Genomic DNA, 23,212 nt, shown 5'->3' with positions numbered 1-23,212 from the left:
TGTGGTGCCGTCAGACATCCTTTAAGGCCCGTCCGGTGAGGCGGGGAAGGAGGTCGCCAGATGAATCCTGGCGCTGCTGTGCCCAGCACCCCGAACGTTCCCGGCCCCTCGGGCCGCCCCGAGACCGTCGTCCTCGGCGACGCCGACGTCGCGCGGGCCCTGACCCGCATCGCCCACGAGATCGTGGAGCGCAACAAGGGGGCGGCCGACGTCGTCCTCCTCGGCATCCCGACGCGCGGCGTCCCGCTCGCCCGGCGCCTCGCGCAGCGGCTGGCGTCCGTCGTCGGCAGCGACCACCAGGCGCTGGTGGGCGAGCTCGACGTGACGATGTACCGCGACGACCTGCGGCGCAACCCCACCCGCCCGGTCGGGGCGACCCACCTGCCGCCGTCGGGCATCGACGACAAGGTCGTGGTGCTCGTCGACGACGTGCTGTTCTCGGGACGCACCATCCGCGCCGCGCTCGACGCGATCAGCGACCTCGGGCGTCCGCGCGCCGTCCAGCTCGCGGTGCTCGTGGACCGGGGCCACCGCGAGCTGCCCATCCGGCCGGACTACGTCGGCAAGAACCTGCCGACGTCGGCCGAGGAGCGCGTGTCGGTGCGCCTCGCCGAGCTCGACGGCACCGGGGACTCCGTGACGATCCGCGGGGGAGGTCCCCGATGAAGCACCTGCTCTCGACCGCCGGCCTCGCCCGCGAGGACGCGATCACCATCCTCGACACGGCCGCCCAGATGGCCACGACCCAGTCGCGCGAGATCAAGAAGCTGCCGACGCTGCGCGGGCGCACGGTGGTCAACCTCTTCTTCGAGGACTCCACGCGGACCCGGATCTCGTTCGAGACGGCCGCGAAGCGTCTCTCGGCGGACGTCATCAACTTCTCGGCGAAGGGCTCGAGCGTCTCCAAGGGCGAGTCGCTCAAGGACACCGCGCTGACCCTGCAGGCGATGGGCGCCGACGCGGTCGTGTGCCGTCACCAGGCCTCCGGGGCGCCGCACCTGCTCGCGCACGCCGGGTGGCTGGACTCGGCCGTCGTCAACGCCGGTGACGGCACGCACCAGCACCCGACGCAGGCGCTGCTCGACGCCTACACGATGCGCCGCCACCTGGCCGGACCGCCGGGGAGCGGGCCCGACGACGCGGCGGCCCTCGGGGCGGACCTGGCCGGGCGACGCGTCGCGATCGTGGGCGACGTGCTGCACTCGCGCGTGGCGCGGTCCAACGTGCACCTGCTGCACACCCTCGGCGCCGAGGTGACGCTCGTCGCCCCGCCCACGCTCCTGCCGGTGGGGGTGGAGAGCTGGCCCTGCGAGGTCTCCTACCACCTGGACGAGTCGCTGCGCGAGGGTGCCCCCGATGCGATCATGATGCTGCGCGTCCAGCGCGAGCGGATGAGCGGCGCCGGCGCCGGCGCGTTCTTCCCGAACCCGCTGGAGTACACGCGCAAGTACGGGCTCGACGGCCGCCGGCTCGCCCTGCTGCCCGAGCACGCGATCGTCATGCACCCCGGCCCGATGAACCGCGGCCTGGAGATCTCGGCCGAGGCCGCCGACTCGCCGCGCGCGGTGATCGTCGAGCAGGTCGCCAACGGGGTCGCCGTGCGCATGGCCGTGCTCTACCTGCTGCTCTCGGGGCGTGACGCCCCCGGGGCCCCGGACCCCTCGGAAGGATCTGTTCTCGCATGAGCACCACCTACCTGCTCCGCGGCGTGGCGCCGCTCGGCGGCGACCCGGCCGACCTGCTGCTGCGCGACGGGCTGATCGCCGAGATCGGCGCGGCCGGCTCGATCGACCCGGCCGGCCGGCCGGGCGAGGACGCCGCGACGGTCGTCGACGGGGCGGGGCTCGTCGCCCTGCCGGGCCTGGTGGACCTGCACACCCACCTGCGCGAGCCGGGACGGGAGGACGCCGAGACGGTCCGGTCGGGCACCCGCGCGGCCGCCGCCGGCGGCTTCACGGCCGTGCACGCCATGGCCAACACGACGCCGGTCGCGGACACCGCGGGCGTCGTCGAGCAGGTCTGGCGCCTCGGCCGCGACGCCGGCTGGGCCGACGTCCACCCGGTCGGGGCCGTGAGCGTCGGCCTCGGCGGCGAACGGCTCGCCGAGCTCGGCGCGATGGCCGACTCCGCCGCCCGCGTGCGTGTCTTCTCGGACGACGGGAGGTGCGTCGCCGACCCGATCCTCATGCGGCGCGCGCTGGAGTACGTCAAGGCGTTCGACGGCGTCGTCGCCCAGCACGCGCAGGAGCCGCGCCTGACCGAGGGTGCGCAGATGAACGAGGGCGTCGTCTCCGCGGAGATCGGCCTGACCGGCTGGCCCGCGGTCGCGGAGGAGGCGATCATCGCCCGTGACGTGCTGCTCGCCGAGCACGTGGGCTCGCGCCTGCACGTGTGCCACCTCTCGACCGCGCGCTCGGTGGACATCGTGCGCTGGGCGAAGTCGCGGGGTGTGGACGTCACCGCCGAGGTGACGCCGCACCACCTGGTGCTGACCGACGAGCTCGCCCGCGGCTACGACCCGACCTTCAAGGTGAACCCGCCGCTGCGCACCCAGGCCGACGTCGACGCCGTCCGCGACGGCCTCGCCGACGGCACCATCGACATCGTCGCCACGGACCACGCGCCCCACACGCGCGAGGACAAGGACTGCGAGTGGCCCGCGGCCGCGTTCGGGATGACCGGGCTCGAGACCGCGCTCAGCGTGGTGCAGGCGACGATGGTCGACACCGGTCGCCTCACGTGGTCCGACGTCGCCCGCGTCATGTCCTCCGCGCCCGCGAGGATCGCCCGCACCGACGCCGGCGAGCGCCCCCAGGGGCGCCCGCTCGAGGTCGGCGAGCCCGCGAACGTCGTGCTCGTCGACCCGGCCGCGACCCGCGTCGTGGACGGCGCCGCGCAGGTCACCGCCAGCGGCAACACGCCGTTCCGCGGCCGCGAGCTGCCGGGGCGCGTCGTGGCGACGTTCTTGCGGGGCGCCGCCACCGTGCTCGACGGCGTGCCGGTCGAGCGGCCCGAGGGGGGCGTCGCGTGAGCATGCCGGTGCCCGTCGCCGTCGGGATCTGGATCGTCCTCGGCGTGCTGCTCCTGCTCGTGATCGGGTTCGGCGTGCGTGCGATGCGCACGCGCCGCGCCGACGTCGTCGGCGAGCTGCCCGTCGTGCCGGGGCAGCTCGGGGCGCCCTCCCTCGGCCCGCTGGAGGCGACCTACGTCTCGACCACCCTCGCGGGCGACTGGCTCGCACGCGTCGGCGCGCACCACCTCGGCGACCGCGCCGCCGCGACGGTCAGCGTCCACCCCGAGGGCGTCCTCCTCGAGCGACGGGGCAGCACGACGCTCTACCTGCCCGCGGGCCGTGTCGCGGACGCGGGGACGAGCCCCGGCATGGCCGGCAAGTACACGGGCGGCGAGGGAATCGTGGTCCTGACCTGGCGCTCGGCGGCGGGGACGATGCTCGACACCGGCCTGCGCGTGCGGCACGCCGCCGACCGGGCCCCGCTCGTCGAGGCCGTCCAGGCCATGGCGGGCGCCGAAGTCAGACCTACCACCGACCACCCGGAGGAGACCGCGTGACCAGCGACCAGCGCACCGTGCCCCAGGGCGTGCCCACCGACGACGCCGTCCTCGTCCTCGAGGACGGGCGTACCGCCGAGGGGCGGGCCTACGGCGCCCGCGGCACGACCCTCGGCGAGATCGTCTTCAACACGGCGATGACCGGGTACCAGGAGACGCTCACCGACCCCTCGTACCACCGTCAGATCGTCGTCATGACCGCCCCGCACATCGGCAACACCGGGGTGAACGACGAGGACGACGAGTCGACCCGCATCTGGGTCAGCGGCTACGTGGTGCGCGACCCCGCGCGCCGCGTCTCGAGCTGGCGCGCCCGCCGCTCGCTGGACGACGAGCTCGTCTCGCAGGGGGTCGTGGGGATCAGCGAGATCGACACCCGCTCGCTGACCCGGCACCTGCGCGAGCTCGGCACCATGCGGGCGGGCATCTTCTCCGGCGACGACCTCTGGCGCGACGGGCGCCGGCGGACGACCGAGGACCTGCTCGCCGAGGTCACCGCCGCGCCCCGCATGACCGGCGCGGACCTCGCCGCCGAGGCGAGCACCGACGAGGCCTACACGGTCGAGCCGCTGGCCCAGCCCGCCACGGGCCCGGTCCGCACCGTCGTGGCCGTCGACCTCGGCATCAAGTCCATGACGCCCCGCCGGCTCGCCGAGCGCGGGCTGCGCGTGCACGTCGTGCCCGCCACCTCGACGATCGAGGACATCGTCGCCCTGGCGCCCGACGGCGTCTTCTTCTCCAACGGCCCGGGCGACCCCGGGGCGGCGACGACCGTCGTCGAGCTGCTCCGCGCGGTCCTGGACCGCGGCATCCCGTACTTCGGCATCTGCTTCGGCAACCAGATCCTCGGCCGCGCCCTCGGGTACGGGACCTACAAGCTCGGCTACGGGCACCGCGGGATCAACCAGCCGGTGATCGACCGCCGCACGGGGAAGGTCGAGATCACGGCCCACAACCACGGCTTCGCCGTCGACGCCCCGCTGGACGGCGAGTCCGTCGCCCCGCACGACGGCGGGCGCTACGGCCGCGTCGTCGTCTCCCACACCTGTCTCAACGACCAGGTCGTCGAGGGCCTCGAGTGCCTCGACCGCCCGGCGTTCTCCGTCCAGTACCACCCCGAGGCGGCGGCGGGTCCGCACGACGCCTCGTACCTGTTCGACCGCTTCGTCGACCTGATGAACCAGACCGCGACCGACGGCAAGGAGTCCACGCGTGCCGCGCAGAACTGATCTCACGAGCGTCCTGGTCATCGGGTCCGGCCCGATCGTCATCGGCCAGGCGTGCGAGTTCGACTACTCGGGCACCCAGGCGTGCCGGGTGCTCAAGGAGGAGGGCCTGCGCGTCATCCTCGTGAACTCGAACCCGGCCACGATCATGACCGACCCCGAGTTCGCCGACGCCACCTACGTCGAGCCGATCACCACCGAGGTCCTCACCACGATCATCGCGAAGGAGCGCCCCGACGCGCTCCTGCCGACGCTGGGCGGGCAGACCGCGCTCAACGCCGCGATCGACCTGGAGAAGGCAGGCGTCCTCGCCGAGTACGGCGTCGAGCTCATCGGCGCGAACATCCCCGCGATCGAGAAGGGCGAGGACCGCCAGCAGTTCAAGGACGTCGTCGCGGTCTGCGGCGGCGAGAGCGCGCGCTCCGTCATCATCCACACGATCGACGAGGCGCTGGCCGCGGTCGACGAGCTCGGCTACCCGACGGTCGTGCGTCCGTCCTTCACGATGGGCGGGCTCGGCTCGGGCATCGCCTACGACGAGGAGGACCTGCGCCGCATCGTCGGTGCCGGGCTGCACTACTCGCCCACGACCGAGGTGCTCCTCGAGGAGTCGATCCTCGGCTGGAAGGAGTACGAGCTCGAGCTCATGCGCGACAAGGCGGACAACGTCGTCGTCGTCTGCTCGATCGAGAACGTCGACCCTGTCGGCGTGCACACCGGCGACTCGATCACGGTGGCCCCCGCGCTCACCCTGACCGACCGCGAGTACCAGCGGCTGCGCGACATCGGCATCGCCGTGATCCGCGAGGTCGGCGTCGACACCGGCGGCTGCAACATCCAGTACGCGGTGGACCCGGAGACCGGCCGTGTCATCGTCATCGAGATGAACCCGCGCGTCTCACGCTCGTCCGCGCTCGCGTCGAAGGCCACCGGGTTCCCGATCGCGAAGATCGCGGCCAAGCTCGCGGTGGGCTACACGCTCGACGAGATCCCCAACGACATCACGCAGGTCACCCCGGCGTCCTTCGAGCCCACGCTCGACTACGTCGTCGTCAAGGTGCCGCGGTTCGCCTTCGAGAAGTTCCCCGCCGCGGACACGACGCTGTCGACGACCATGAAGTCCGTCGGCGAGGCCATGTCGCTCGGGCGCAGCTTCACCGAGGCGCTCGGGAAGGCGCTGCGCTCGATCGACAAGTCCGGCTCGGTGTTCCACTGGGACGGCGAGCCGGTCGCGGGCGACGAGCTCGACGCGCTGCTCGCGCGGATCGCGCGCCCGACGGAGAACCGCATCATCGGCGTCCAGCAGGCGCTGCGCGCCGGGGCCAGCATCGAGCAGGTCTTCGAGTCCACGAAGATCGACCCCTGGTACCTCGACCAGATCCAGCTCGTCAACGAGGTCGCGGCCGAGGTCGCCGGCGCTCCGGCGCTCACCGCCGCCGTGCTGCGACGCGCCAAGCGGCACGGTCTCTCGGACGCGCAGATCGCGGCGCTGCGGGACGTCGGCGAGGCGACCGTGCGCGAGGTCCGCTACGCGCTCGACGTGCGTCCCGTCTACAAGACGGTCGACACCTGCGCGGCGGAGTTCGCCGCCAGGACGCCGTACCACTACTCGACCTACGACGACGACACGGAGGTCGCGCCGCGCGAGCGCCCGGCCGTCATCATCCTGGGCTCGGGCCCCAACCGCATCGGCCAGGGCATCGAGTTCGACTACTCGTGCGTGCACGCCACGCTCGCCCTGCGGGACCGCTTCGAGACCGTCATGGTCAACTGCAACCCCGAGACGGTCTCGACCGACTACGACACCTCCGACCGCCTCTACTTCGAGCCGCTGACCTTCGAGGACGTCCTCGAGGTCTACCGCTCCGAGCTGGCGGCCGGGCCCGTCGAGGGGATCATCGTCCAGCTCGGCGGGCAGACGCCGCTCGCCCTCGCGCAGCGGCTGGCCGACGCGGGTCTCCCGGTGCTCGGCACGTCGCCCGAGGCGATCGACCTGGCCGAGGACCGCGGCGCCTTCGGCCGCGTGCTGGCCGAGGCGGGGCTCCCCGCGCCGCAGTTCGGCACCGCGCACTCGCTGCCCGAGGCGCAGGAGGTCGCGCACCGGATCGGGTTCCCCGTCCTCGTCCGCCCCTCCTACGTGCTCGGCGGGCGCGGCATGGAGATCGTGTACTCCGCGGAGCAGCTGACCGGGTACGTCGAGCGCGCGCTGGCGAGCGCGGGGGAGGAGGCCCGCGCGAGCGGCGGCCTGCCCGCCCCGCTGCTCATCGACCGGTTCCTCGACGACGCGATGGAGATCGACGTCGACGCCCTCTACGACGGGACGGACCTGTACCTGGGCGGCGTCATGGAGCACATCGAGGAGGCCGGGATCCACTCGGGCGACTCGGCGTGCGTGCTGCCCCCGGTCTCGCTGAGCACGGCGGAGATCGAGCGGATCCGGCGCTCGACGGAGGCGATCGCGGCGGGCGTCGGCGTCCGGGGCCTGCTCAACATCCAGTTCGCCCTCGTCTCCGACGTGCTGTACGTCCTCGAGGCGAACCCGCGGGCCTCGCGCACCGTGCCGTTCGTCTCCAAGGCGACGGGCACGCCGCTGGCCAAGGCGGCCGCGCTCATCATGACCGGCTCCTCGATCGCCGACCTGCGCGCCTCGGGGGTCCTGAAGGCGGACGGCGACGGCGCACGCCTCGACCTCGACGCCCCGATCGCCGTCAAGGAGGCCGTGCTGCCCTTCAAGCGCTTCCGTACCGAGGCCGGGCTGGTCGTCGACACCCTCCTCGGCCCGGAGATGCGCTCGACGGGCGAGGTGATGGGCTACGACGTCGACTTCCCCCGCGCCTTCGCGAAGTCGCAGGCGGCGGCCTTCGGCGGACTGCCGACGTCGGGCGCGGTGTTCGTCTCCGTCGCGGACCGTGACAAGCGGCAGATCGTGTTCCCGATCAAGCGGCTCAAGGAGCTCGGCTTCACGATCCTCGCGACGGAGGGGACGGCGTCGGTGCTGCTCCGCAACGGCATCGAGGTCACGACGGTGCGCAAGCACTCCGAGGGTCGCGGTGCCGGCGGAGAGCCGACGATCGTCGACCTCATCACCGAGGGCGAGGTCGAGATGGTCGTCAACAGCCCGTCCGGGCCGGGGGCGCGCGCCGACGGGTACGAGATCCGCGCCGCGACCACCGCCGCGGACAAGACGATCGTCACGACGGTCCAGCAGCTCGCCGCCGCCGTCCAGGGGATCGAGGCGGTCCTCGAGGGCCCGTTCTCGGTGAGCAGCCTGCAGGAGCACGACGCGCGGGCGGCGGCACGATGAGCGCGCCCTTCGGCGCCCGGCTCGCCGCGGCGATGGACGAGCACGGGCCCCTGTGCGTCGGCATCGACCCGCACCCCGGCCTGCTCGAGGCGTGGGACCTGCCCGACGACGCGTCCGGGCTCCGGGACTTCGGCCTGCGGGTCGTCGACGCCCTCGGCGGGCGCGTGGCGGCGTTCAAGCCGCAGGCGGCGCTGTTCGAGCGGCACGGCTCGCGCGGGCTCGCCGCGCTCGAGGACGTCGTCGCCGCGGGGCGGGCCGCGGGCACTCTGGTGATCGTCGACGCCAAGCGCGGCGACATCGGCTCGACGATGGCGGGGTATGCGGACGCGTTCCTGCGCGACGGGTCGCCCCTGGCCGGGGACGCGCTCACCGTGTCCCCGTACCTCGGCTTCGGCTCGTTGGAGCCGGCGGTCGACGCGGCGCTCGGGTCCGGGCGTGGGCTGTTCGTGCTGTGCCTGACCTCCAACAAGGAGGGCGCCCAGGTTCAGCACGCCCGCGACGCGGACGGGGTCAGCGTGGCCGCGCGCATCGCGGCCGAGGCCGCCGCGCTCAACCGGGACGTCGAGCCGATGGGCTCGGTGGGCCTGGTCGTCGGAGCGACGGTCGGCGACGCCGCGGCGTCCACCGGGACGGACCTGGCGGCCGTCAACGGCCCGCTGCTCGCGCCGGGCGTGGGCGTGCAGGGTGCCGGCGGCCCCGAGCTCGCGCGGGCCTTCGGCGCGGCGCGCCGCCAGGTGCTGGCGTCGTCCTCCCGGGGCGTGCTGGTCGCCGGACCGGACGCGGGGGCGCTGCGCGCCGCGGCCGCAGGAGCGGTCGCGCAGGCGCGCGGCGCGCTGCGCGGGTGAGCGGGCCCGCGGGCGCCGACGGGTCGCGGCTGCGCGTTGCAGGGTGACCGGGTCGTCGCTAGGTTCGACCCAGCGCGAGCGGCCGCCGGGCGACCGGCGGCGGCGCGGCTGCGGCACATCGGACCAGACGAGAAGGTGACTCGCGTGGCACTTCCCCCACTGACGGCCGAGCAGCGTGCGGCGGCGCTCGAGAAGGCGGCCGAGGCGCGCCGCATCCGCGCCGAGGTCAAGAACCGGCTGAAGTTCTCCCAGGGATCGCTGCGCGAGGTCATCGAGCAGGGGCACAGCGACGAGATCGTGGGCAAGCTCAAGGTCTCCGCGCTGCTGGAGTCGCTGCCCGGCGTCGGCAAGGTCAAGGCGCGTGCGATCATGGAGGAGATCGGCATCGCCGAGACCCGTCGCGTGCGCGGCCTGGGCCCGCACCAGTCCGCTGCCCTCATCGAGAGGTTTGGCTGAGATTTCCGCTCTGACCCACGACCCCGTCCCCAGCCTCCCGGGCCCGGGCCGGCTCACCGTCCTCGCCGGCCCGACGGCCGTCGGCAAGGGGACGGTGTCGGCCGACATCCGCCGGCGCTATCCCGACGTGTGGCTCTCCGTCTCCGCCACGACCCGCGCCCCGCGGCCGGGGGAGGTCGACGGCGTGCACTACCACTTCGTCGGCCCGGAGCAGTTCGACCGCATGGTGGCGGCGGGGGAGATGCTCGAGTGGGCCGTCGTGCACGGCGTGAACCGCTACGGGACCCCGCGCGGGCCCGTCGAGGAGCGGCTCGCCGCCGGCGCCCCGACCCTCCTGGAGATCGACCTGCAGGGCGCTCGCCAGGTGCGCGAGACCATGCCGCAGGCACGGTTCGTCTTCCTGGCCCCGCCGAGCTGGGAGGAGCTGGAGCGCCGGCTGGTCGGCCGCGGCACGGAGTCCGCCGAGGAGCGCGAGCGGCGCCTCGCGACCGCGCGCGTCGAGCTCGCCGCCGAGCCGGAGTTCGACCACGTCATCGTCAACGACGACGTGCGCCGGGCGACCGACGAGCTCGTGCACGTGATGGGCATCGGCACGCCCGCCTCGAGCCTCGGCGGCTGAGCCCCCCCGAGCAGGTGGACACGAGCCACTAGACTGGTACCAGCAGGGCGCTGCCACGCACCGCCCGCCCGTCTGCGGGACCTCGCAGACTCCCGACCCCACGGAGAAGTCAACGTGTCCGGAACCATCGCCGCCCCCGAGGGCATCACCGACCCGCCGATCGACAAGCTGCTCGACCGGGTCGACTCGAAGTACGCGCTCGTCGTGTACGCGTCCCAGCGCGCCCGCCAGATCAACGCGTACTACTCCCAGCTCAACGAGGGCCTGCTGGAGAACGTGGGCCCGCTCGTCGAGACCCGCAACCAGGAGAAGCCGCTGTCCATCGCGATGCGCGAGATCGACGCCGGTCTGCTGACCCTGACCCCGCGCCCCGAGGCGACCGAGGCGGCCGAGCCGTCACCGTCCCTCGACGCCTGATCCCGGCGCCGGCAGCGAGCGGGAGGCCACCGCGATGAGGATCCTCCTGGGGGTCGGCGGCGGTGTGGCGGCGTACAAGGCCGTCCTCCTGCTGCGCCTGCTGCGCGAGGCCGGGCACCGCGTGCGCGTGGTGCCCACGGCCTCGGCCCTGCGCTTCGTCGGCGCCCCCACCTGGGAGGCGCTCTCCGGAGAGCCCGCCACCTGCGAGGTGTTCGACGACGTGCCGCACGTGCCGCACGTCGCGCTCGGCCAGGAGGCGGACCTCGTGGTGGTCGCGCCCGCGACGGCCGACCTCCTCGCGCGTGCCGCGAGCGGCCGTGCGGACGACCTGCTGACGTCGGCGCTGCTGACGGCGCGCTGCCCCGTGGTCATGGCCCCGGCCATGCACTCGGAGATGTGGGAGCACCCCGCCACCGTCGCGAACGTCGCGACGCTGCGCGGGCGTGGCGTGCACGTCGTCGAGCCCGCCAGCGGGCGCCTGACCGGTGCCGACACGGGCCCGGGCCGGCTGCCGGAGCCCGAGGAGATCGCGCGCGTCGCGCTCGAGGTCGCCGCCGGCCGGAGCGAGCCGGCCGCGCAGGACCTGACGGGCGTGCGCGTCGTCGTCTCCGCCGGGGGGACCCGGGAGCCGGTCGACCCGGTGCGCTTCCTGGGCAACCGCTCCAGCGGTCGCCAGGGCGTCGAGCTCGCGCGCGCCGCGCGGGCCCGCGGCGCGGCGGTCACGCTCGTCGCGGCGAACCTCGCGTCCCCGCCCGCCTTCGACGCCGCTGCGCCCGGGCCGCCCGTCCAGGTCGTCGACGTCGAGACCACCGCGCAGCTGCGCGAGGCCGTGCGCGCCGCGGCGCGCGAGGCGGACGTCGTCGTGATGGCGGCGGCGGTCGCGGACTTCCGCCCCGCGCAGGCCCCGACCGCGAAGATCAAGAAGGTCGCCGGGCAGGCCCCGGCGCCGATCGCGCTGGTGGAGAACCCCGACGTCCTGGCCGAGCTCGCCGCGCAACGGCTGCGCCCCGGGCAGGTCGTGGTGGGCTTCGCGGCCGAGACCGGGGACGAGGACGGCGGCGTGCTGGACCACGGGCGCGCCAAGGCCCGGCGCAAGGGCGCGGACCTGCTCGCGGTGAACGCCGTGGGCGAGGGCGTGGGGTTCGCCGTCGACGACAACCACGTGACGGTCGTCGACCGGGACGGCGCGACGGTGCTCGAGGTCGGTGGCACCAAGCGGGAGGTCGCGGACGGGCTCTGGGACGCGGTCGTGAAGCTTCTCCCCGGGTGAATTCGTCACTGTGGTCCACATCTCGGATCGTGGATTCCGCTTCCCGAACTGCGGACCGTAGGGTGGTCGGCATGACCGATCTGCGCCTGTTCACCTCGGAGTCCGTGACCGAGGGCCACCCGGACAAGGTCTGCGACCAGATCTCCGACACCATCCTCGATGCGCTCCTCGAGCAGGACCCGCGCTCGCGCGTGGCGGTGGAGACGATGGTCACCACCGGCCTGGTGCACGTGGCCGGCGAGGTGACGACCGAGGCGTACGTCGAGATCCCGCAGATCGTGCGCGACGTCGTGCGCCGGATCGGGTACACGTCGTCGGCGGTCGGTTTCGACGGCGACTCGTGCGGCGTGTCGGTGTCCATCGGCCAGCAGTCGCCGGACATCGCGCAGGGGGTCGACAAGTCGCTCGAGGAGCGGGACGACTCGTCCGGCCCGAGCGTGACCCGCGATCCGATCGACGCGCAGGGCGCCGGCGACCAGGGTCTGATGTTCGGCTACGCCTGCGACGACACGCCCACCCTCATGCCGCTGCCCGGCTACCTCGCGCACCGGCTCGCCGAGCGGCTCGCGGCGGTCCGCCGCGACGGCACGGTCCCCGGCCTGCGGCCGGACGGCAAGACGCAGGTGACGATCGGGTACGACGGCGACCGCGCGGTGAGCCTCGACACGGTGGTTCTGTCCACCCAGCACGACCCTGACGTCCTCCAGGAGACCCTGCACCACGAGATCGAGCAGGCCGTCGTGGCGCCGGTCCTCGCCGAGCTGGGGGTCGACCTCGACACGTCGGGCACCCGCCTCCTGGTGAACCCCACGGGCAAGTTCGTCATCGGCGGGCCGCAGGGCGACGCGGGCCTGACCGGGCGCAAGATCATCGTGGACACCTACGGCGGGATGGCCCGGCACGGCGGGGGAGCGTTCTCGGGCAAGGACCCGTCGAAGGTCGACCGGTCCGCCGCGTACGCGACGCGGTGGGTCGCCAAGAACGTGGTCGCCGCGGGCCTCGCGCGCCGGTGCGAGGTGCAGGTCGCCTACGCGATCGGCAAGTCCCACCCCGTCGGCCTGTACGTCGAGACGTTCGGCACCGAGACCGTCCCCGTCGAGCGCATCGGCGCGGCGATCCGCGAGGTCTTCGACCTGCGCCCGGGCGCGATCGTCCGGGACCTGGACCTGCTGCGCCCGATCTACGCGGCGACGGCCGCCTACGGCCACTTCGGGCGCGAGCTCGAGGCGTTCACGTGGGAGCGCACGGACCGCGTCGAGGCGCTCCGCTCCGCCGTGTGAGTGCCGGGGACGCGCCCGCGTGCCCGGCGCCGTGGGTGGCGCGTGCTGAGATGGTCGCGTGAGCGAGCGAAGCGCGGCCCCCGGCCCGCCGTCGACGTCCCGCGGCGCGACGCAGCCGACGCTGCTGGAGCTCCCGGACGCCGCGGCCGCGCCCTCGCACGGGCGGCGCCCCGCGGGCCGCGCCGCCGGCGGGGTGCCGGTCGCCGAGCACGACCCGATCGCCCGCGTGGCGGTCGACCTTGCGCCGGCGCACCTCGACCGGACGTTCGACTACCTCGTGCCGGCCGCGCTGTCCGACGACGTCCGGGCGGGCGTGCGCGTCAAGGTCCGCTTCGGGGCGCAGGACCTCGACGGCTACGTGCTCGAGCGGTCGGCCACCACCGCGCACGACGGGACGCTGGTGCCCCTGCGGCGGGTCGTGTCCGCCGAGGCGGTGCTCACGCCGCAGGTGGCGCGGCTGGCCCGGGCCGTCGCCGACGCGTACGCGGGGACCATGGCCGACGTGCTGCGGCTCGCCGTCCCGCCGCGGCACGCCCGGGCGGAGGCCGCGCACACCCGTCCGGACGACGGGGCGGACGCCGTCGCCGGCCCCGACGACGACTCGCGTCCCGACGCCTCGCGTCCCGACGCCTCCGCGGAGACCTCGGCCGACCCGGCGTCGTCTGCCGACCCGGCGTCGTCTGCCGACCCGGCGTCGTCTGCCGACCCGGCGTCGTCTGCCGACCCGACCGCGTCGCCGCCCCCGGACGAGGGGCCGGGGGAGGCGTGCCGCGACGCGCTGGCCCGCGCCACCGCGCTCTGGTCCGAGCACCGCAGCGGTGGGGCGTTCCTCCAGCGGGTGGCCGCGGGCGACGCCCCGCGGGCGGTGTGGACCGCCCTGCCCGGTCGTACCACGGGCGTCGCCGAGGTGGAGGACTGGGCGGCGGCGCTGGCCGCGGCGGTCCGGGCGGCGGCCGACGCGGGGCGCGGCGCGCTCGTCGTCCTGCCGGACTCCCACGACGTCGACCACCTCGCGCGGGCCCTGGACGCGACCGGCTGGTCCTGCTGGTCGGCGCGGAGCCCCGGCCGGTACGTGCGGCTCGAGGCGGACGCGGGACCGTCGCCGCGCTACCGCAGCTTCCTCGCCGTCCTGCACGGCGACGTGCGCGTGGTGATCGGCACGCGTGCGGCCGCGTTCGCCCCGGTCCGCGACCTCGGGCTGATCGTCTGCTGGGACGATGCGGACGCCTCGCTCGCGGAGCCCAGGGCGCCGTACCCGCACGCGCGGGAGGTCCTCGCGCTGCGCAGCGACCTGGAGGGGGCGGCGTTCGTCGTCGGCTCGCGGGGCCGGACCGTCCAGGCGCAGGCGATGCTCGCGTCCGGGTGGGCGCGGGAGGTCGTCGCAGCCCGCGACGTGGTGCGTCGCCGCGCCCCCCGGGTGCGCGCGCTGACGTCGGTCGAGCTGGCGTCCGAGGGCGCGGCGGGCGCGGCGAGACTGCCCTCGGCCGCGTGGCGCGCCGCGCGGTCGGCGCTGGAGCGCGGCCCCGTCCTGGTCCAGGTGCCGCGACGCGGCTACCTGCCGGTCGTCGCGTGCTCGCGCTGCCGGACCCCCGCGCGGTGCGGGGTCTGCCACGGGCCGCTGGGCCTGCGCTCCGCCGGGGCGGCGCCGCAGTGCACCTGGTGCGGGGCCCTCGCCGGGGCGTGGCGGTGCGAGGAGTGCCACGGCACAGGGCTGCGCTCGGTACGGGTGGGCGCGGACCGCACCGCGGAGGAGATCGGGCGGGCGTTCGCCGGCGTCCCGGTCCGGCAGTCGAGCAGCACGGCGCCCGGCGGGGTCCTCGACCGGGTGCCGGACGGCCCCGCCGTCGTCGTGGCGACACCCGGCGCGGAGCCGTTGGTCGACGGGGGCTACGCGGCCGCGCTGCTCCTGGACGCCGCGGTGAGCACGGCGCACGTGGGCCTGGCGGTCGAGCAGGAGGCGCTGCACCGCTGGCTCGGTGCGGCGAGCCTCGTGCGCCCGGCGGACGACGGGGGCCAGGTGCTCCTGGTCGGCGACGCCGCCCCGGGCCCGACGAACGCGCTGGTGCGCTGGGACCCCGCAGGCTTCGCGGACCGGGAGCTCACCGAGCGCGCCGGGCTCGACCTGCCGCCGGCCGTGCGCGCGGCCGCGGTGACGGGGGACCGGGAGGCCGTGCGCGCCGTCGTGGGGCGCGTGGCGCTGGCCACGCCGTCCACGACGCTGGGGCCCGTGGACGTGGAGCCGGAGGCGCGCCGCACCGCGGACCGCACGCTCGCGCCGCCCGTGCGGGTCGTGGTCCGGGTCCCGGTGCGCGAGGGGGCGGACCTGGCGGCGCAGCTGGCGGCGTCCCTGGCCGTGCGCAGCGCGCGCCGCGAAGGCGGTAGCGTGCGGGTCCGGCTCGACCCGGAGGAGATGCTGTGACCCTGACCGAGAATAATAGTGTGCCAAGCGGCGGCACGGAGCCGTCGCGCCACGACGGAGCAGACCACCGCACCGACCGCCCGGACACTGCCGTGGACGCGGTCCTCTACGACTTCGGCAACGTCCTGGTGGGTTGGGAGCCGCGGGGTGCGCTGCGCCGGGGGCTCACCCCCCGCGCGGTCGAGACCTTCCTCCACGAGGTGGACTTCGATGCGTTCAACCGCCGGCAGGACGCGGGGCGCACGTGGGCCGAGGGGATCGACGACCTGCGCCGGAGCCGGCCGGAGCACGTGCACGGCGTCGAGACGTACCTCACGCACTTCGCCGACTCGCTCACCGGGCCGGTCGAGGGCTCGGCCGCGCTCGTGGAGGACCTCGAGGCGCGAGGTCTGCGCCTGTACGGGCTCACGAACTGGTCGGCCGAGCTCTTCCACCACGCCGCCCTCGCGGCGCCCGCGACCCTGCGCATGCGCGACGTGCTCGTGTCGGGGCGCGAGGGGCTCGCCAAGCCCGACCCGCAGATCTTCCGCCTCGCGATCGAGCGCTTCGGCCTCGTGCCGGAGCGCACGGTGTTCGTGGACGACAGCCCCGCCAACGTGGCGGCAGCCGCCTCGCTCGGGCTGGTCGCCGTGCGCTTCGAGACCACCGACGGGTTCCGGCGCGACCTGCGCGCCCTCGGGGTCGAGGTCCCGCCCCCGGTCGCCCGCCCCTAGACTCGCGGCATGCGTCTTCTCTTCGCCGGGACCCCCGAGGCGGCGGTCCCGTCCCTCGACGCCCTCATCGGTTCGCGGCACGAGGTCGTCGCCGTCCTCACCCGGGCCGACGCGCCCGCGGGCCGCGGGCGCCGGCTCACCCCCAGCCCCGTGCGCGTGCGCGCCGAGGAGGCCGGGATCGAGGTGATCACCGACCGCCCGCGCGGGGCGGGGTTCGTCGAGCGCCTGCGCGCCCTCGAGGTCGACTGCGCCCCCGTGGTCGCCTACGGCGAGATCCTGCGCCGCGAGGTCCTCGACGTGCCCGCGCGCGGCTGGGTGAACCTGCACTTCTCGATCCTGCCCGCGTGGCGGGGTGCGGCGCCCGTGCAGCGGGCGATCATCGCCGGCGACGAGGTCACCGGCGCCTCCACCTTCCTGCTCGACGAGGGCCTGGACACCGGCCCCGTGCTCGGCACGACGACGGAGACGGTGCAGCGCGACGACACCGCGGGCGACCTGCTCGGCCGCCTCGCCGTCTCCGGGGCCGGGCTCCTCGTGGCGACGCTGGACGCGCTCGAGGACGGGGTGATGTCGCCCACCCCGCAGCCGCCCGACGGCGTCAGCCTCGCCGCGAAGCTCACGGCTGCCGACGCCGAGGTGCGCTGGGGCGACCCGGCGTTCGCGGTCGACCGCACGGTGCGCGGCTGCACCCCCGCACCGGGTGCCTGGACGAGCCTGCCCGACGGGTCGCGGCTCGGCCTCGGCCCGGTCGCCCCGCGCGGTGACGTGACGGACCTGCGCCCGGGCGAGGTGCGGGTCGGCAAGAAGGAGGTCCTCGTCGGCACGGGGACGCACGCCGTCGAGCTGGGGCAGGTCGCCCCCGTCGGCAAGAAGCACATGGCCGCGGCCGACTGGGCGCGGGGCGCCCGGCTGCCCGAGGAGCTCGTGCTCGGGGTGTCCGGGTGAGCGCCCCGGGCGACGGGCGGCGCGACGAGCGCGGCCACCAGCGCGGCGCCGCACGCGCGCGGGGCGCCGGGCGGCGCACGCAGGCGGCCCCGTCCCAGCGCAGGAGGGGGAGCGACCCCGCCCGGACGGCGGCCTTCGACGTGCTGCGCGAGGTGGACGGCTCGGACGCCTACGCGAACCTGGTCCTGCCTCCGCTGCTGCGCGAGCGGCGCATCACCGGCCGCGACGCGGCGTTCGCGACGGAGCTGGCCTACGGCACGCTCCGCCTGCGCGGGCGGCACGACGCCGTGCTCGCGCTGTGCGTCGACCGTCCGCTCGAGACGCTCGACCCGCCGGTCCTGGACGTGCTGCGGCTCGGTGCGCACCAGCTGCTGGCGATGCGCGTGCCGCAGCACGCCGCGGTGTCCGAGACCGTGGGCCTGGCGCGCGAGCGCACGGGAGCGGGCGCCGCCCAGCTCGTCAACGCCGTGCTGCGCGCGGTGACCCGCACGCCGGCGCAGGACTGGGCGGCGCGGATCGCGGACCCCGCGGCCGACGACGTCGCCCGGCTCTCGGTCCTCGAGAGCCACCCGGTCTGGATCACGCGGGCCCTGCGCGAGGCGCTGTCGGGCTCGGGCCGCGACGCGGGCGAGCTCGGCGACCTCCTGCGCGCGGACAACGCCGCGCCGAGGGTCACGCTCGTCGTGCGACCGGGGCTCGCGGACGACCGCGACCTGCACCCGGACGCGGGTGCCCCGCAGGGCGGGGGCCGGCAGGGCGGGGGCCGGCAGGGCGAGCGCACCGACGTCCGGACGACGCCGGGGCGCTGGGCACCGACCGCGCGGGTCATGGCGGGCGGGGACCCGGGCGCGCTGCAGGCCGTGCGCGACGGCGCCGTCGGGGTCCAGGACGAGGGCAGCCAGCTGGTCACGCTGGCGTTCCTCGCGGCACCGGTCGACGGGGCCGACGAGCGGTGGCTCGACATGTGCGCGGGCCCGGGTGGCAAGGCGGCGCTGCTCGCCGCGGTGGCGGGAGAGCGGGGCGCGCGGATCGTCGCGAACGAGGCGCAGCCGCACCGCACCGAGCTGGTGCACCGCGCGCTGGCGGCCGTGCTCGCCGACGCCGTGGAGGACGTCCGGACGGGCGACGGGCGCGCCATCGGGCGCACGGAGCCGGCCGCCTACGACCGGGTGCTGCTCGACGCTCCCTGCAGCGGCCTCGGCGCGCTGCGCCGCCGCCCGGAGTCGCGCTGGCGCCGCACCCCGTCCGACGTGGGCGAGCTCACCCGCCTGCAGGAGGAGCTGCTCGGCTCGGCGCTCGACGCCGTCCGGCCGGGCGGCGTGGTCGGGTACGTCACGTGCTCGCCGCACCTGGCCGAGACCCAGGTGGTCGTCGCGAGCGTGCTGGCCGGCCGCGACGACGTCGAGCGGCTGGACGCCGCGGCCGCGGTGCGCTCGGTGGCGGTCGGTGACATCCCCCTGACGGACCGCACGGACGTGCAGCTGTGGCCCCACGTGCACGGCACGGACGCGATGCACCTGACGCTGCTGCGGCGGCGCTGACGCCGATCGCCGGGCCGCCCTAGGCTGGGCGCCATGGCCACGCTGATCTCCCCGAGCATCCTGTCCGCCGACTTCGCGAACCTCGAGCGCGACCTCGGTGCGATCTCCACCGCCGACTACGCGCACGTCGACGTCATGGACAACCACTTCGTGCCGAACCTCACCCTCGGCCTGCCGGTCTTCGAGCGCCTCGCGCAGGTCTCGCCCGTCCCGCTGGACGCGCACCTGATGATCGACGACGCGGACCGCTGGGCGCCGCAGTACGTCGAGGCGGGCGCGGCCTCGGTCACGTTCCACGCGGAGGCGACGGCCGCCCCGGTGCGCCTCGCGCGCGAGATCCGCCGGATGGGGGCACGGGCAGGCATCGCGCTGCGCCCCGCGACGCCGGTCGAGCCGTACGTGGACCTGCTCGCCGAGCTGGACATGGTCCTGGTGATGACCGTGGAGCCGGGGTTCGGCGGGCAGTCCTTCATCGAGGGGACGCTGCCGAAGATCCGCCGCACGCGCGAGGCGGTGCGTGCGAGCGGCCACGACGTGTGGATCCAGGTCGACGGGGGAGTGGCGCGGTCGACGATCGCCCGCGCGGCCGAGGCCGGGGCGAACGTCTTCGTGGCGGGCTCGGCGGTGTACGGGGCGCAGGACGTCGCGGGGGAGATCGCCGCGCTGCGCGCCGCGGCGCAGGACGCGTTCCGGGGCTGACCGAGCCCTCGTCCACCGCCCTCGCGCGCCCCGGCCAGCGACCTGGTGCGGCTTGGTGCGGCCTGATGACGCCTTCCGGCATGAATAGTGTGCCAAGCGACCGTCGATCACCATCACCCGTATGACAGGATGAACACCGCAACACAGCACGTGCTCCGGGGTCGGTGAAAGTCCGAGCCGGCGGTGACAGTCCGCGACCCACGCCTCGGCGTGGTTGACCTGGTGGAACTCCAGGACCGACGGTGAGAGTCCGGATGGGAGGAGACGTGGCGGTGCGGGAGTACCCGCACCGCGGTGTCGTCGCGTCGCCTCCCGGCGGCGCGCGCGTCGCCGTCCCCCCGGAGCTCTGTCGCTCCGACGGAGGGATGCATGATCACACCGGTCCCGCGGCTCGCGGACACCTCGACGGCCGTCCGCCGCGCCTTCGACCTCGCGCGCCGCACGCCCGTGCGCGGTCCGAACCCGCGCGTCGGCTGCGTCCTGCTCGCCCCTCCTGCGACCGCGGGGGAGTCCGGCCGACGGGTCCTGGCCGAGGGCTTCCACCGCGGTGCGGGGACGCCGCACGCCGAGGTCGACGCGCTGGTCGCTGCGCGGCAGCGAGGGGCCGACGTGCGCGGCGCGACGGCGGTCGTCTCGCTCGAGCCCTGCAACCACACCGGGCGGACCGGCCCCTGCGCCCTCGCCCTGGCGGAGGCGGGCGTGGCGGAGGTGGTCTACTCCGTGCCGGACCCGACGCCCCGGGCCGCCGGCGGGGCCGCGTACCTGGCGGCCCGCGGCGTCCGGGTCACGGGCGGCGTGCTGCGTGACGAGGGCGAAGAGCTCCTCGGCGCGTGGTGGAGCGCGGCACGCGCGGGGCGTCCGTACGTCACGCTGAAGCTCGCGGCCACGCTCGACGGGCGGGTCGCGGCCGCGGACGGCACCAGCCGGTGGATCACCGGGCCCGAGGCCCGGGCCCACGCGCACGAGGTCCGGGCCCGCGTCGACGCCGTCGCGGTCGGCACGGGCACGGTGCTCGCCGACGACCCCGCGCTGACCGCCCGCACGCCCGACGGCCTCGTCCCGGACCAGCCCCTGCGCGTCGTCGTCGGGCGCCGGGAGGTGCCGGCGACCGCGCGGCTGCGCGGCGCGGGCGGGGAGCTGGTCGTGCTCGGGACCCACGACGTGGCCGAGGTGCTCGCCGCGCTGCACGCGCGAGAGGTGCGCCACCTCCTGGTCGAGGGAGGCCCGGTCCTCGCGACCGCGTTCCTCGCCGCCGGCGCGGTCGACGAGCTCCACGCGTACGTCGCACCGGTGCTCCTGGGCTCCGGGCGCAGCGCGCTGGGGGACCTCGGCGTCGGCACCATCGCCGACGCCGCACGATTCACGACGTCGCAGGTGCGGCGTCTCGGTGACGACGTCCTCGTCGTCGCCCGGACCGCGGGCAGGCCGCGGACGGAGGAGGAGTGATGTTCACGGGGATCGTCGAAGAGATCGGACGGGTGCGGGAGATCAGCTTTCCCGACGGGCCCGACGCCGACGCGCGCCTGACGGTGGAGGGTCCGCTCGCGTCGTCCGACGCCGGGCTGGGCGACTCGATCGCCGTCGACGGGGTGTGCCTGACCGTGACCGCGGTGGGGGCAGGTGCGTTCACGCTCGACGTCATGCCGGAGTCCCTGCGCCGCACGGCGCTGGGCGGCCTCACGGCCGGGTCCGCGGTGAACCTGGAACGGGCGGTGCCCGCGCACGGGCGGCTCGGCGGACACATCGTCCAGGGCCACGTCGACGGCGTCGCGCGGCTGGTCTCGCGCGACCCGGGCCCGCGCTGGGACGAGCTGGCGTTCGCCGCCGCCCCGGCGCTGCTGCGCTACGTCGCGGAGAAGGGCTCGGTCACCGTCGCCGGCGTCTCGCTGACCGTCACGGCCGTCGACGACGCGGGGTTCGGCGTCTCGCTGATCCCGACGACGCTGGCGGCGACCACCCTCGGCGCCCTGGCGGTGGGCGACCGGGTGAACGTCGAGGTCGACGTCGTGGCCAAGTACGTCGAGCGGCTGCTCGGCGCTCGGGCGGGGACGGCGTCGTGAGCGGCGGGGGAGCAGGCCCGGTCCTCGGCACGGTCGAGCAGGCCCTCGAGGCGCTGCGGGCCGGGCGGCCCGTGCTCGTCGCGGACTCGCCGGACCGCGAGAACGAGGCGGACGTCGTGTTCGCCGCGAGCACCGTCTCGGTCGACTGGGTCGCGTGGACCATCCGGCACTCCTCGGGCTACCTGTGCGCCCCCATGCCCGCCGCGCGCGCCGACGCCCTCGAGCTGCCGCTGATGGTGCCGAGCTCGCAGGACCCGCGGCGCACCGCGTACACCGTGACGGTCGACGCCGCGACGGGCGTCACCACGGGGATCTCCGCGGCGGACCGCACCCGCACGCTCCAGGTGCTCGCGGACCCGGCCTCCGGTGCGGGCGACCTGATCCGGCCGGGGCACGTGCTGCCGCTGCGCGCGGTGCCCGGCGGCGTGCTGCACCGCGGCGGCCACACCGAGGCGGCCGTCGACCTCGTGCGCCTCGCCGGCGTGGGGGAGGTCGGCGGGATCGCCGAGCTCGTCCGCGACGACGGGTCGATGATGCGCTACGACGACGCGGGCGCCCTCGCGGAGCGCGACGGCCTGGTCCTGCTGACCATCGCGGACCTGGTCGCGTGGCGCCGCGAGCACGACCCGGTCGTCGCGGGCCCGGCGGACGACGACGTCGTCGCGCCGCGCGTGCACGCCACCGGCGTGGCCGAGCTGCCGACCGAGCACGGCACGTTCCGGGTGCACGGCTACCGGGACCTGCGGACCGGCGCCGAGCACGTCGCGCTGGTCTCGCCGGGCAGGACGGTCGCCCCCGCCGAGGACGGGGCTCCGGCGAGCGCCGACGACGTCCCCGTGGTGCGTGTGCACTCCGAGTGCCTGACCGGGGACGCGTTCGGGTCCCTGCGCTGCGACTGCGGCCCCCAGCTGCACGCGGCCATGGCGCAGGTCGCCGAGCGCGGCGGCGCGGTGGTCTACCTGCGCGGGCACGAGGGCCGGGGCATCGGCCTCCTCGCGAAGATCGGGGCGTACGCGCTCCAGGACGACGGGCTGGACACCGTCCAGGCGAACCTCGAGCTCGGGTGGCCCGTCGACCGGCGCGAGTACGGCGCGGCGGCGGCGATCCTCGCGGACCTCGGCCTGGACCGGGTCGCGCTGCTGACCAACAACCCCGCCAAGGTGACGGGGCTGGCGGCGAGCGGGATCGACGTCGTCGACGCCCGGCGCCTCGAGGTGGGGCACGGCGTGCACAACCACGCCTATCTGATGACCAAGAAGACGTCGATGGGGCACCTGCTCGAGGTGGCTCCCGTCGACGAGACCGTACCGGTCCACGGTGCGGGCACGAGCGAGAGGGACGGACGATGAGCGGGAACGGCGCACCGACGATCACCACGGACGGGACGGGCCTGCGGGTCGCGCTCGTCGCGGCGAGCTGGCACACGCAGGTCATGGACGGTCTCCTCGCCGGGGCGCGCCGGGCGCTGGACGAGGCGGGCGTCGCGCACGTCACCGAGGTGCGGGTCCCGGGGTCCTTCGAGCTGCCCGTCGCGGCGGCCCGGGCGGCCGAGCGCGGGGCCGACGCCGTCGTCGCGCTCGGCGTGGTGATCCGCGGGGGGACGCCGCACTTCGAGTACGTCTGCTCGGCGGCGGCCACCGGCCTGACCGAGGTGAGCGTGCGCACCGGCGTGCCCGTCGGCTTCGGTGTGCTGACGTGCGACGACGAGCAGCAGGCGCTCGACCGCGCCGGGCTGCCCGGCTCGAGCGAGGACAAGGGCGCCGAGGCGGCTCAGGCGGCGGTGGCCACGGCGCAGGCGCTGCGGGCCCTGTGACGGACGGTCCCGTCACCTGGACCTCCGCACGGCGG

Annotated in this window: 21 protein-coding genes and 1 riboswitch; all 21 genes read left to right on the top strand. The window is 75.5% G+C overall.

Features of this window, described 5'->3' with window-relative positions:
* The first annotated feature begins 60 nt into the window (after window positions 1-60).
* The 21 genes from pyrR (at window position 61) to ribH (ending at window position 23,177) form a co-directional block, all read left to right on the top strand.
* Window positions 61-666, top strand: a complete 606-nt coding sequence (pyrR, locus tag EDF32_RS11360; protein WP_123308644.1) for a bifunctional pyr operon transcriptional regulator/uracil phosphoribosyltransferase PyrR — start codon at window positions 61-63, stop codon at window positions 664-666.
* Complete coding sequence (locus EDF32_RS11355) at window positions 663-1,685, top strand: aspartate carbamoyltransferase catalytic subunit (RefSeq protein WP_123308643.1); 1,023 nt, start codon at window positions 663-665, stop codon at window positions 1,683-1,685. Before pyrR ends, EDF32_RS11355 begins: the two co-directional genes overlap by 4 nt.
* Complete coding sequence (locus EDF32_RS11350; protein ID WP_123308642.1) at window positions 1,682-3,031, top strand: dihydroorotase; 1,350 nt, start codon at window positions 1,682-1,684, stop codon at window positions 3,029-3,031. The genes EDF32_RS11355 and EDF32_RS11350 overlap by 4 nt, the downstream gene beginning before the upstream one ends.
* A 2-nt stretch (window positions 3,032-3,033) precedes the next feature.
* Complete coding sequence (locus EDF32_RS11345; RefSeq protein ID WP_123308641.1) at window positions 3,034-3,570, top strand: hypothetical protein; 537 nt, start codon at window positions 3,034-3,036, stop codon at window positions 3,568-3,570.
* Entirely contained in the window at window positions 3,567-4,799 is a 1,233-nt protein-coding gene (carA, locus tag EDF32_RS11340; protein WP_233565872.1) for a glutamine-hydrolyzing carbamoyl-phosphate synthase small subunit, read from the top strand. The genes EDF32_RS11345 and carA overlap by 4 nt, the downstream gene beginning before the upstream one ends.
* Complete coding sequence (gene carB / locus EDF32_RS11335) at window positions 4,783-8,100, top strand: carbamoyl-phosphate synthase large subunit (protein WP_123308640.1); 3,318 nt, start codon at window positions 4,783-4,785, stop codon at window positions 8,098-8,100. The genes carA and carB overlap by 17 nt, the downstream gene beginning before the upstream one ends.
* Window positions 8,097-8,945, top strand: a complete 849-nt coding sequence (gene pyrF / locus EDF32_RS11330; RefSeq protein WP_123308639.1) for an orotidine-5'-phosphate decarboxylase — start codon at window positions 8,097-8,099, stop codon at window positions 8,943-8,945. Before carB ends, pyrF begins: the two co-directional genes overlap by 4 nt.
* 144 nt (window positions 8,946-9,089) lie before the next feature.
* On the top strand, window positions 9,090-9,401 hold the full coding sequence (gene mihF, locus EDF32_RS11325; protein WP_123308638.1) for an integration host factor, actinobacterial type: 312 nt from the start codon (window positions 9,090-9,092) through the stop codon (window positions 9,399-9,401).
* A complete protein-coding gene (gene gmk / locus EDF32_RS11320) occupies window positions 9,394-10,020 on the top strand; it encodes a guanylate kinase (protein ID WP_123308637.1) in 627 nt (208 codons plus the stop codon). Before mihF ends, gmk begins: the two co-directional genes overlap by 8 nt.
* A gap of 114 nt (window positions 10,021-10,134) precedes the next feature.
* Entirely contained in the window at window positions 10,135-10,437 is a 303-nt protein-coding gene (rpoZ, locus tag EDF32_RS11315; protein WP_123308636.1) for a DNA-directed RNA polymerase subunit omega, read from the top strand.
* Between the two features lie 34 nt (window positions 10,438-10,471).
* The gene (coaBC, locus tag EDF32_RS11310) at window positions 10,472-11,707 is read left to right on the top strand and encodes a bifunctional phosphopantothenoylcysteine decarboxylase/phosphopantothenate--cysteine ligase CoaBC (RefSeq protein ID WP_123308635.1); all 1,236 of its coding nucleotides are present in this window, start codon (window positions 10,472-10,474) and stop codon (window positions 11,705-11,707) included.
* A 71-nt stretch (window positions 11,708-11,778) separates the two neighbouring features.
* Window positions 11,779-12,987 (top strand): methionine adenosyltransferase, encoded by a 1,209-nt coding sequence (metK, locus tag EDF32_RS11305; protein WP_123308743.1) that lies wholly within the window; start codon window positions 11,779-11,781, stop codon window positions 12,985-12,987.
* Window positions 12,988-13,045: 58 nt separating this feature from the next.
* A complete protein-coding gene (locus EDF32_RS11300; RefSeq protein ID WP_123308634.1) occupies window positions 13,046-15,406 on the top strand; it encodes a primosomal protein N' in 2,361 nt (786 codons plus the stop codon).
* On the top strand, window positions 15,403-16,119 hold the full coding sequence (locus tag EDF32_RS11295; RefSeq protein WP_233565871.1) for an HAD family phosphatase: 717 nt from the start codon (window positions 15,403-15,405) through the stop codon (window positions 16,117-16,119). Before EDF32_RS11300 ends, EDF32_RS11295 begins: the two co-directional genes overlap by 4 nt.
* Before the next feature lie 9 nt (window positions 16,120-16,128).
* Complete coding sequence (locus EDF32_RS11290; RefSeq protein WP_123308632.1) at window positions 16,129-17,064, top strand: methionyl-tRNA formyltransferase; 936 nt, start codon at window positions 16,129-16,131, stop codon at window positions 17,062-17,064.
* Window positions 17,061-18,605 (top strand): RsmB/NOP family class I SAM-dependent RNA methyltransferase, encoded by a 1,545-nt coding sequence (locus EDF32_RS11285; protein WP_123308631.1) that lies wholly within the window; start codon window positions 17,061-17,063, stop codon window positions 18,603-18,605. Before EDF32_RS11290 ends, EDF32_RS11285 begins: the two co-directional genes overlap by 4 nt.
* Before the next feature lie 33 nt (window positions 18,606-18,638).
* Window positions 18,639-19,304 carry a ribulose-phosphate 3-epimerase gene (rpe, locus tag EDF32_RS11280; protein ID WP_123308630.1) on the top strand — a complete coding sequence of 222 codons (666 nt, stop codon included), beginning with the start codon at window positions 18,639-18,641 and terminating at the stop codon, window positions 19,302-19,304.
* Between the two features lie 146 nt (window positions 19,305-19,450).
* Window positions 19,451-19,574: riboswitch (FMN riboswitch) on the top strand.
* 99 nt (window positions 19,575-19,673) lie between these two features.
* On the top strand, window positions 19,674-20,750 hold the full coding sequence (ribD, locus tag EDF32_RS11275) for a bifunctional diaminohydroxyphosphoribosylaminopyrimidine deaminase/5-amino-6-(5-phosphoribosylamino)uracil reductase RibD (protein WP_123308629.1): 1,077 nt from the start codon (window positions 19,674-19,676) through the stop codon (window positions 20,748-20,750).
* Window positions 20,750-21,364 (top strand): riboflavin synthase, encoded by a 615-nt coding sequence (locus tag EDF32_RS11270; RefSeq protein ID WP_123308628.1) that lies wholly within the window; start codon window positions 20,750-20,752, stop codon window positions 21,362-21,364. Before ribD ends, EDF32_RS11270 begins: the two co-directional genes overlap by 1 nt.
* The gene (ribB, locus tag EDF32_RS11265) at window positions 21,361-22,713 is read left to right on the top strand and encodes a 3,4-dihydroxy-2-butanone-4-phosphate synthase (RefSeq protein ID WP_123308627.1); all 1,353 of its coding nucleotides are present in this window, start codon (window positions 21,361-21,363) and stop codon (window positions 22,711-22,713) included. Before EDF32_RS11270 ends, ribB begins: the two co-directional genes overlap by 4 nt.
* Window positions 22,710-23,177 (top strand): 6,7-dimethyl-8-ribityllumazine synthase, encoded by a 468-nt coding sequence (gene ribH, locus EDF32_RS11260; RefSeq protein ID WP_123308626.1) that lies wholly within the window; start codon window positions 22,710-22,712, stop codon window positions 23,175-23,177. The genes ribB and ribH overlap by 4 nt, the downstream gene beginning before the upstream one ends.
* The last annotated feature ends 35 nt before the right edge of the window (window positions 23,178-23,212 follow it).

This window comes from Cellulomonas sp. PhB143, assembly GCF_003752595.1.
GTDB lineage: Bacteria > Actinomycetota > Actinomycetes > Actinomycetales > Cellulomonadaceae > Paraoerskovia.
This window is presented reverse-complemented; position numbering and strand designations above follow the sequence as displayed.

Coding starts and splice junctions, on each gene's coding strand:
- pyrR (WP_123308644.1), top strand. CDS start 61: ATGAATCCTGGCGCTGCTGTGCCCAGCACCCCGAACGTTCCCGGCCCC.
- EDF32_RS11355 (WP_123308643.1), top strand. CDS start 663: ATGAAGCACCTGCTCTCGACCGCCGGCCTCGCCCGCGAGGACGCGATC.
- EDF32_RS11350 (WP_123308642.1), top strand. CDS start 1,682: ATGAGCACCACCTACCTGCTCCGCGGCGTGGCGCCGCTCGGCGGCGAC.
- EDF32_RS11345 (WP_123308641.1), top strand. CDS start 3,034: ATGCCGGTGCCCGTCGCCGTCGGGATCTGGATCGTCCTCGGCGTGCTG.
- pyrF (WP_123308639.1), top strand. CDS start 8,097: ATGAGCGCGCCCTTCGGCGCCCGGCTCGCCGCGGCGATGGACGAGCAC.
- coaBC (WP_123308635.1), top strand. CDS start 10,472: ATGAGGATCCTCCTGGGGGTCGGCGGCGGTGTGGCGGCGTACAAGGCC.
- metK (WP_123308743.1), top strand. CDS start 11,779: ATGACCGATCTGCGCCTGTTCACCTCGGAGTCCGTGACCGAGGGCCAC.
- EDF32_RS11290 (WP_123308632.1), top strand. CDS start 16,129: ATGCGTCTTCTCTTCGCCGGGACCCCCGAGGCGGCGGTCCCGTCCCTC.
- rpe (WP_123308630.1), top strand. CDS start 18,639: ATGGCCACGCTGATCTCCCCGAGCATCCTGTCCGCCGACTTCGCGAAC.
- ribD (WP_123308629.1), top strand. CDS start 19,674: ATGATCACACCGGTCCCGCGGCTCGCGGACACCTCGACGGCCGTCCGC.
- EDF32_RS11270 (WP_123308628.1), top strand. CDS start 20,750: ATGTTCACGGGGATCGTCGAAGAGATCGGACGGGTGCGGGAGATCAGC.
- ribH (WP_123308626.1), top strand. CDS start 22,710: ATGAGCGGGAACGGCGCACCGACGATCACCACGGACGGGACGGGCCTG.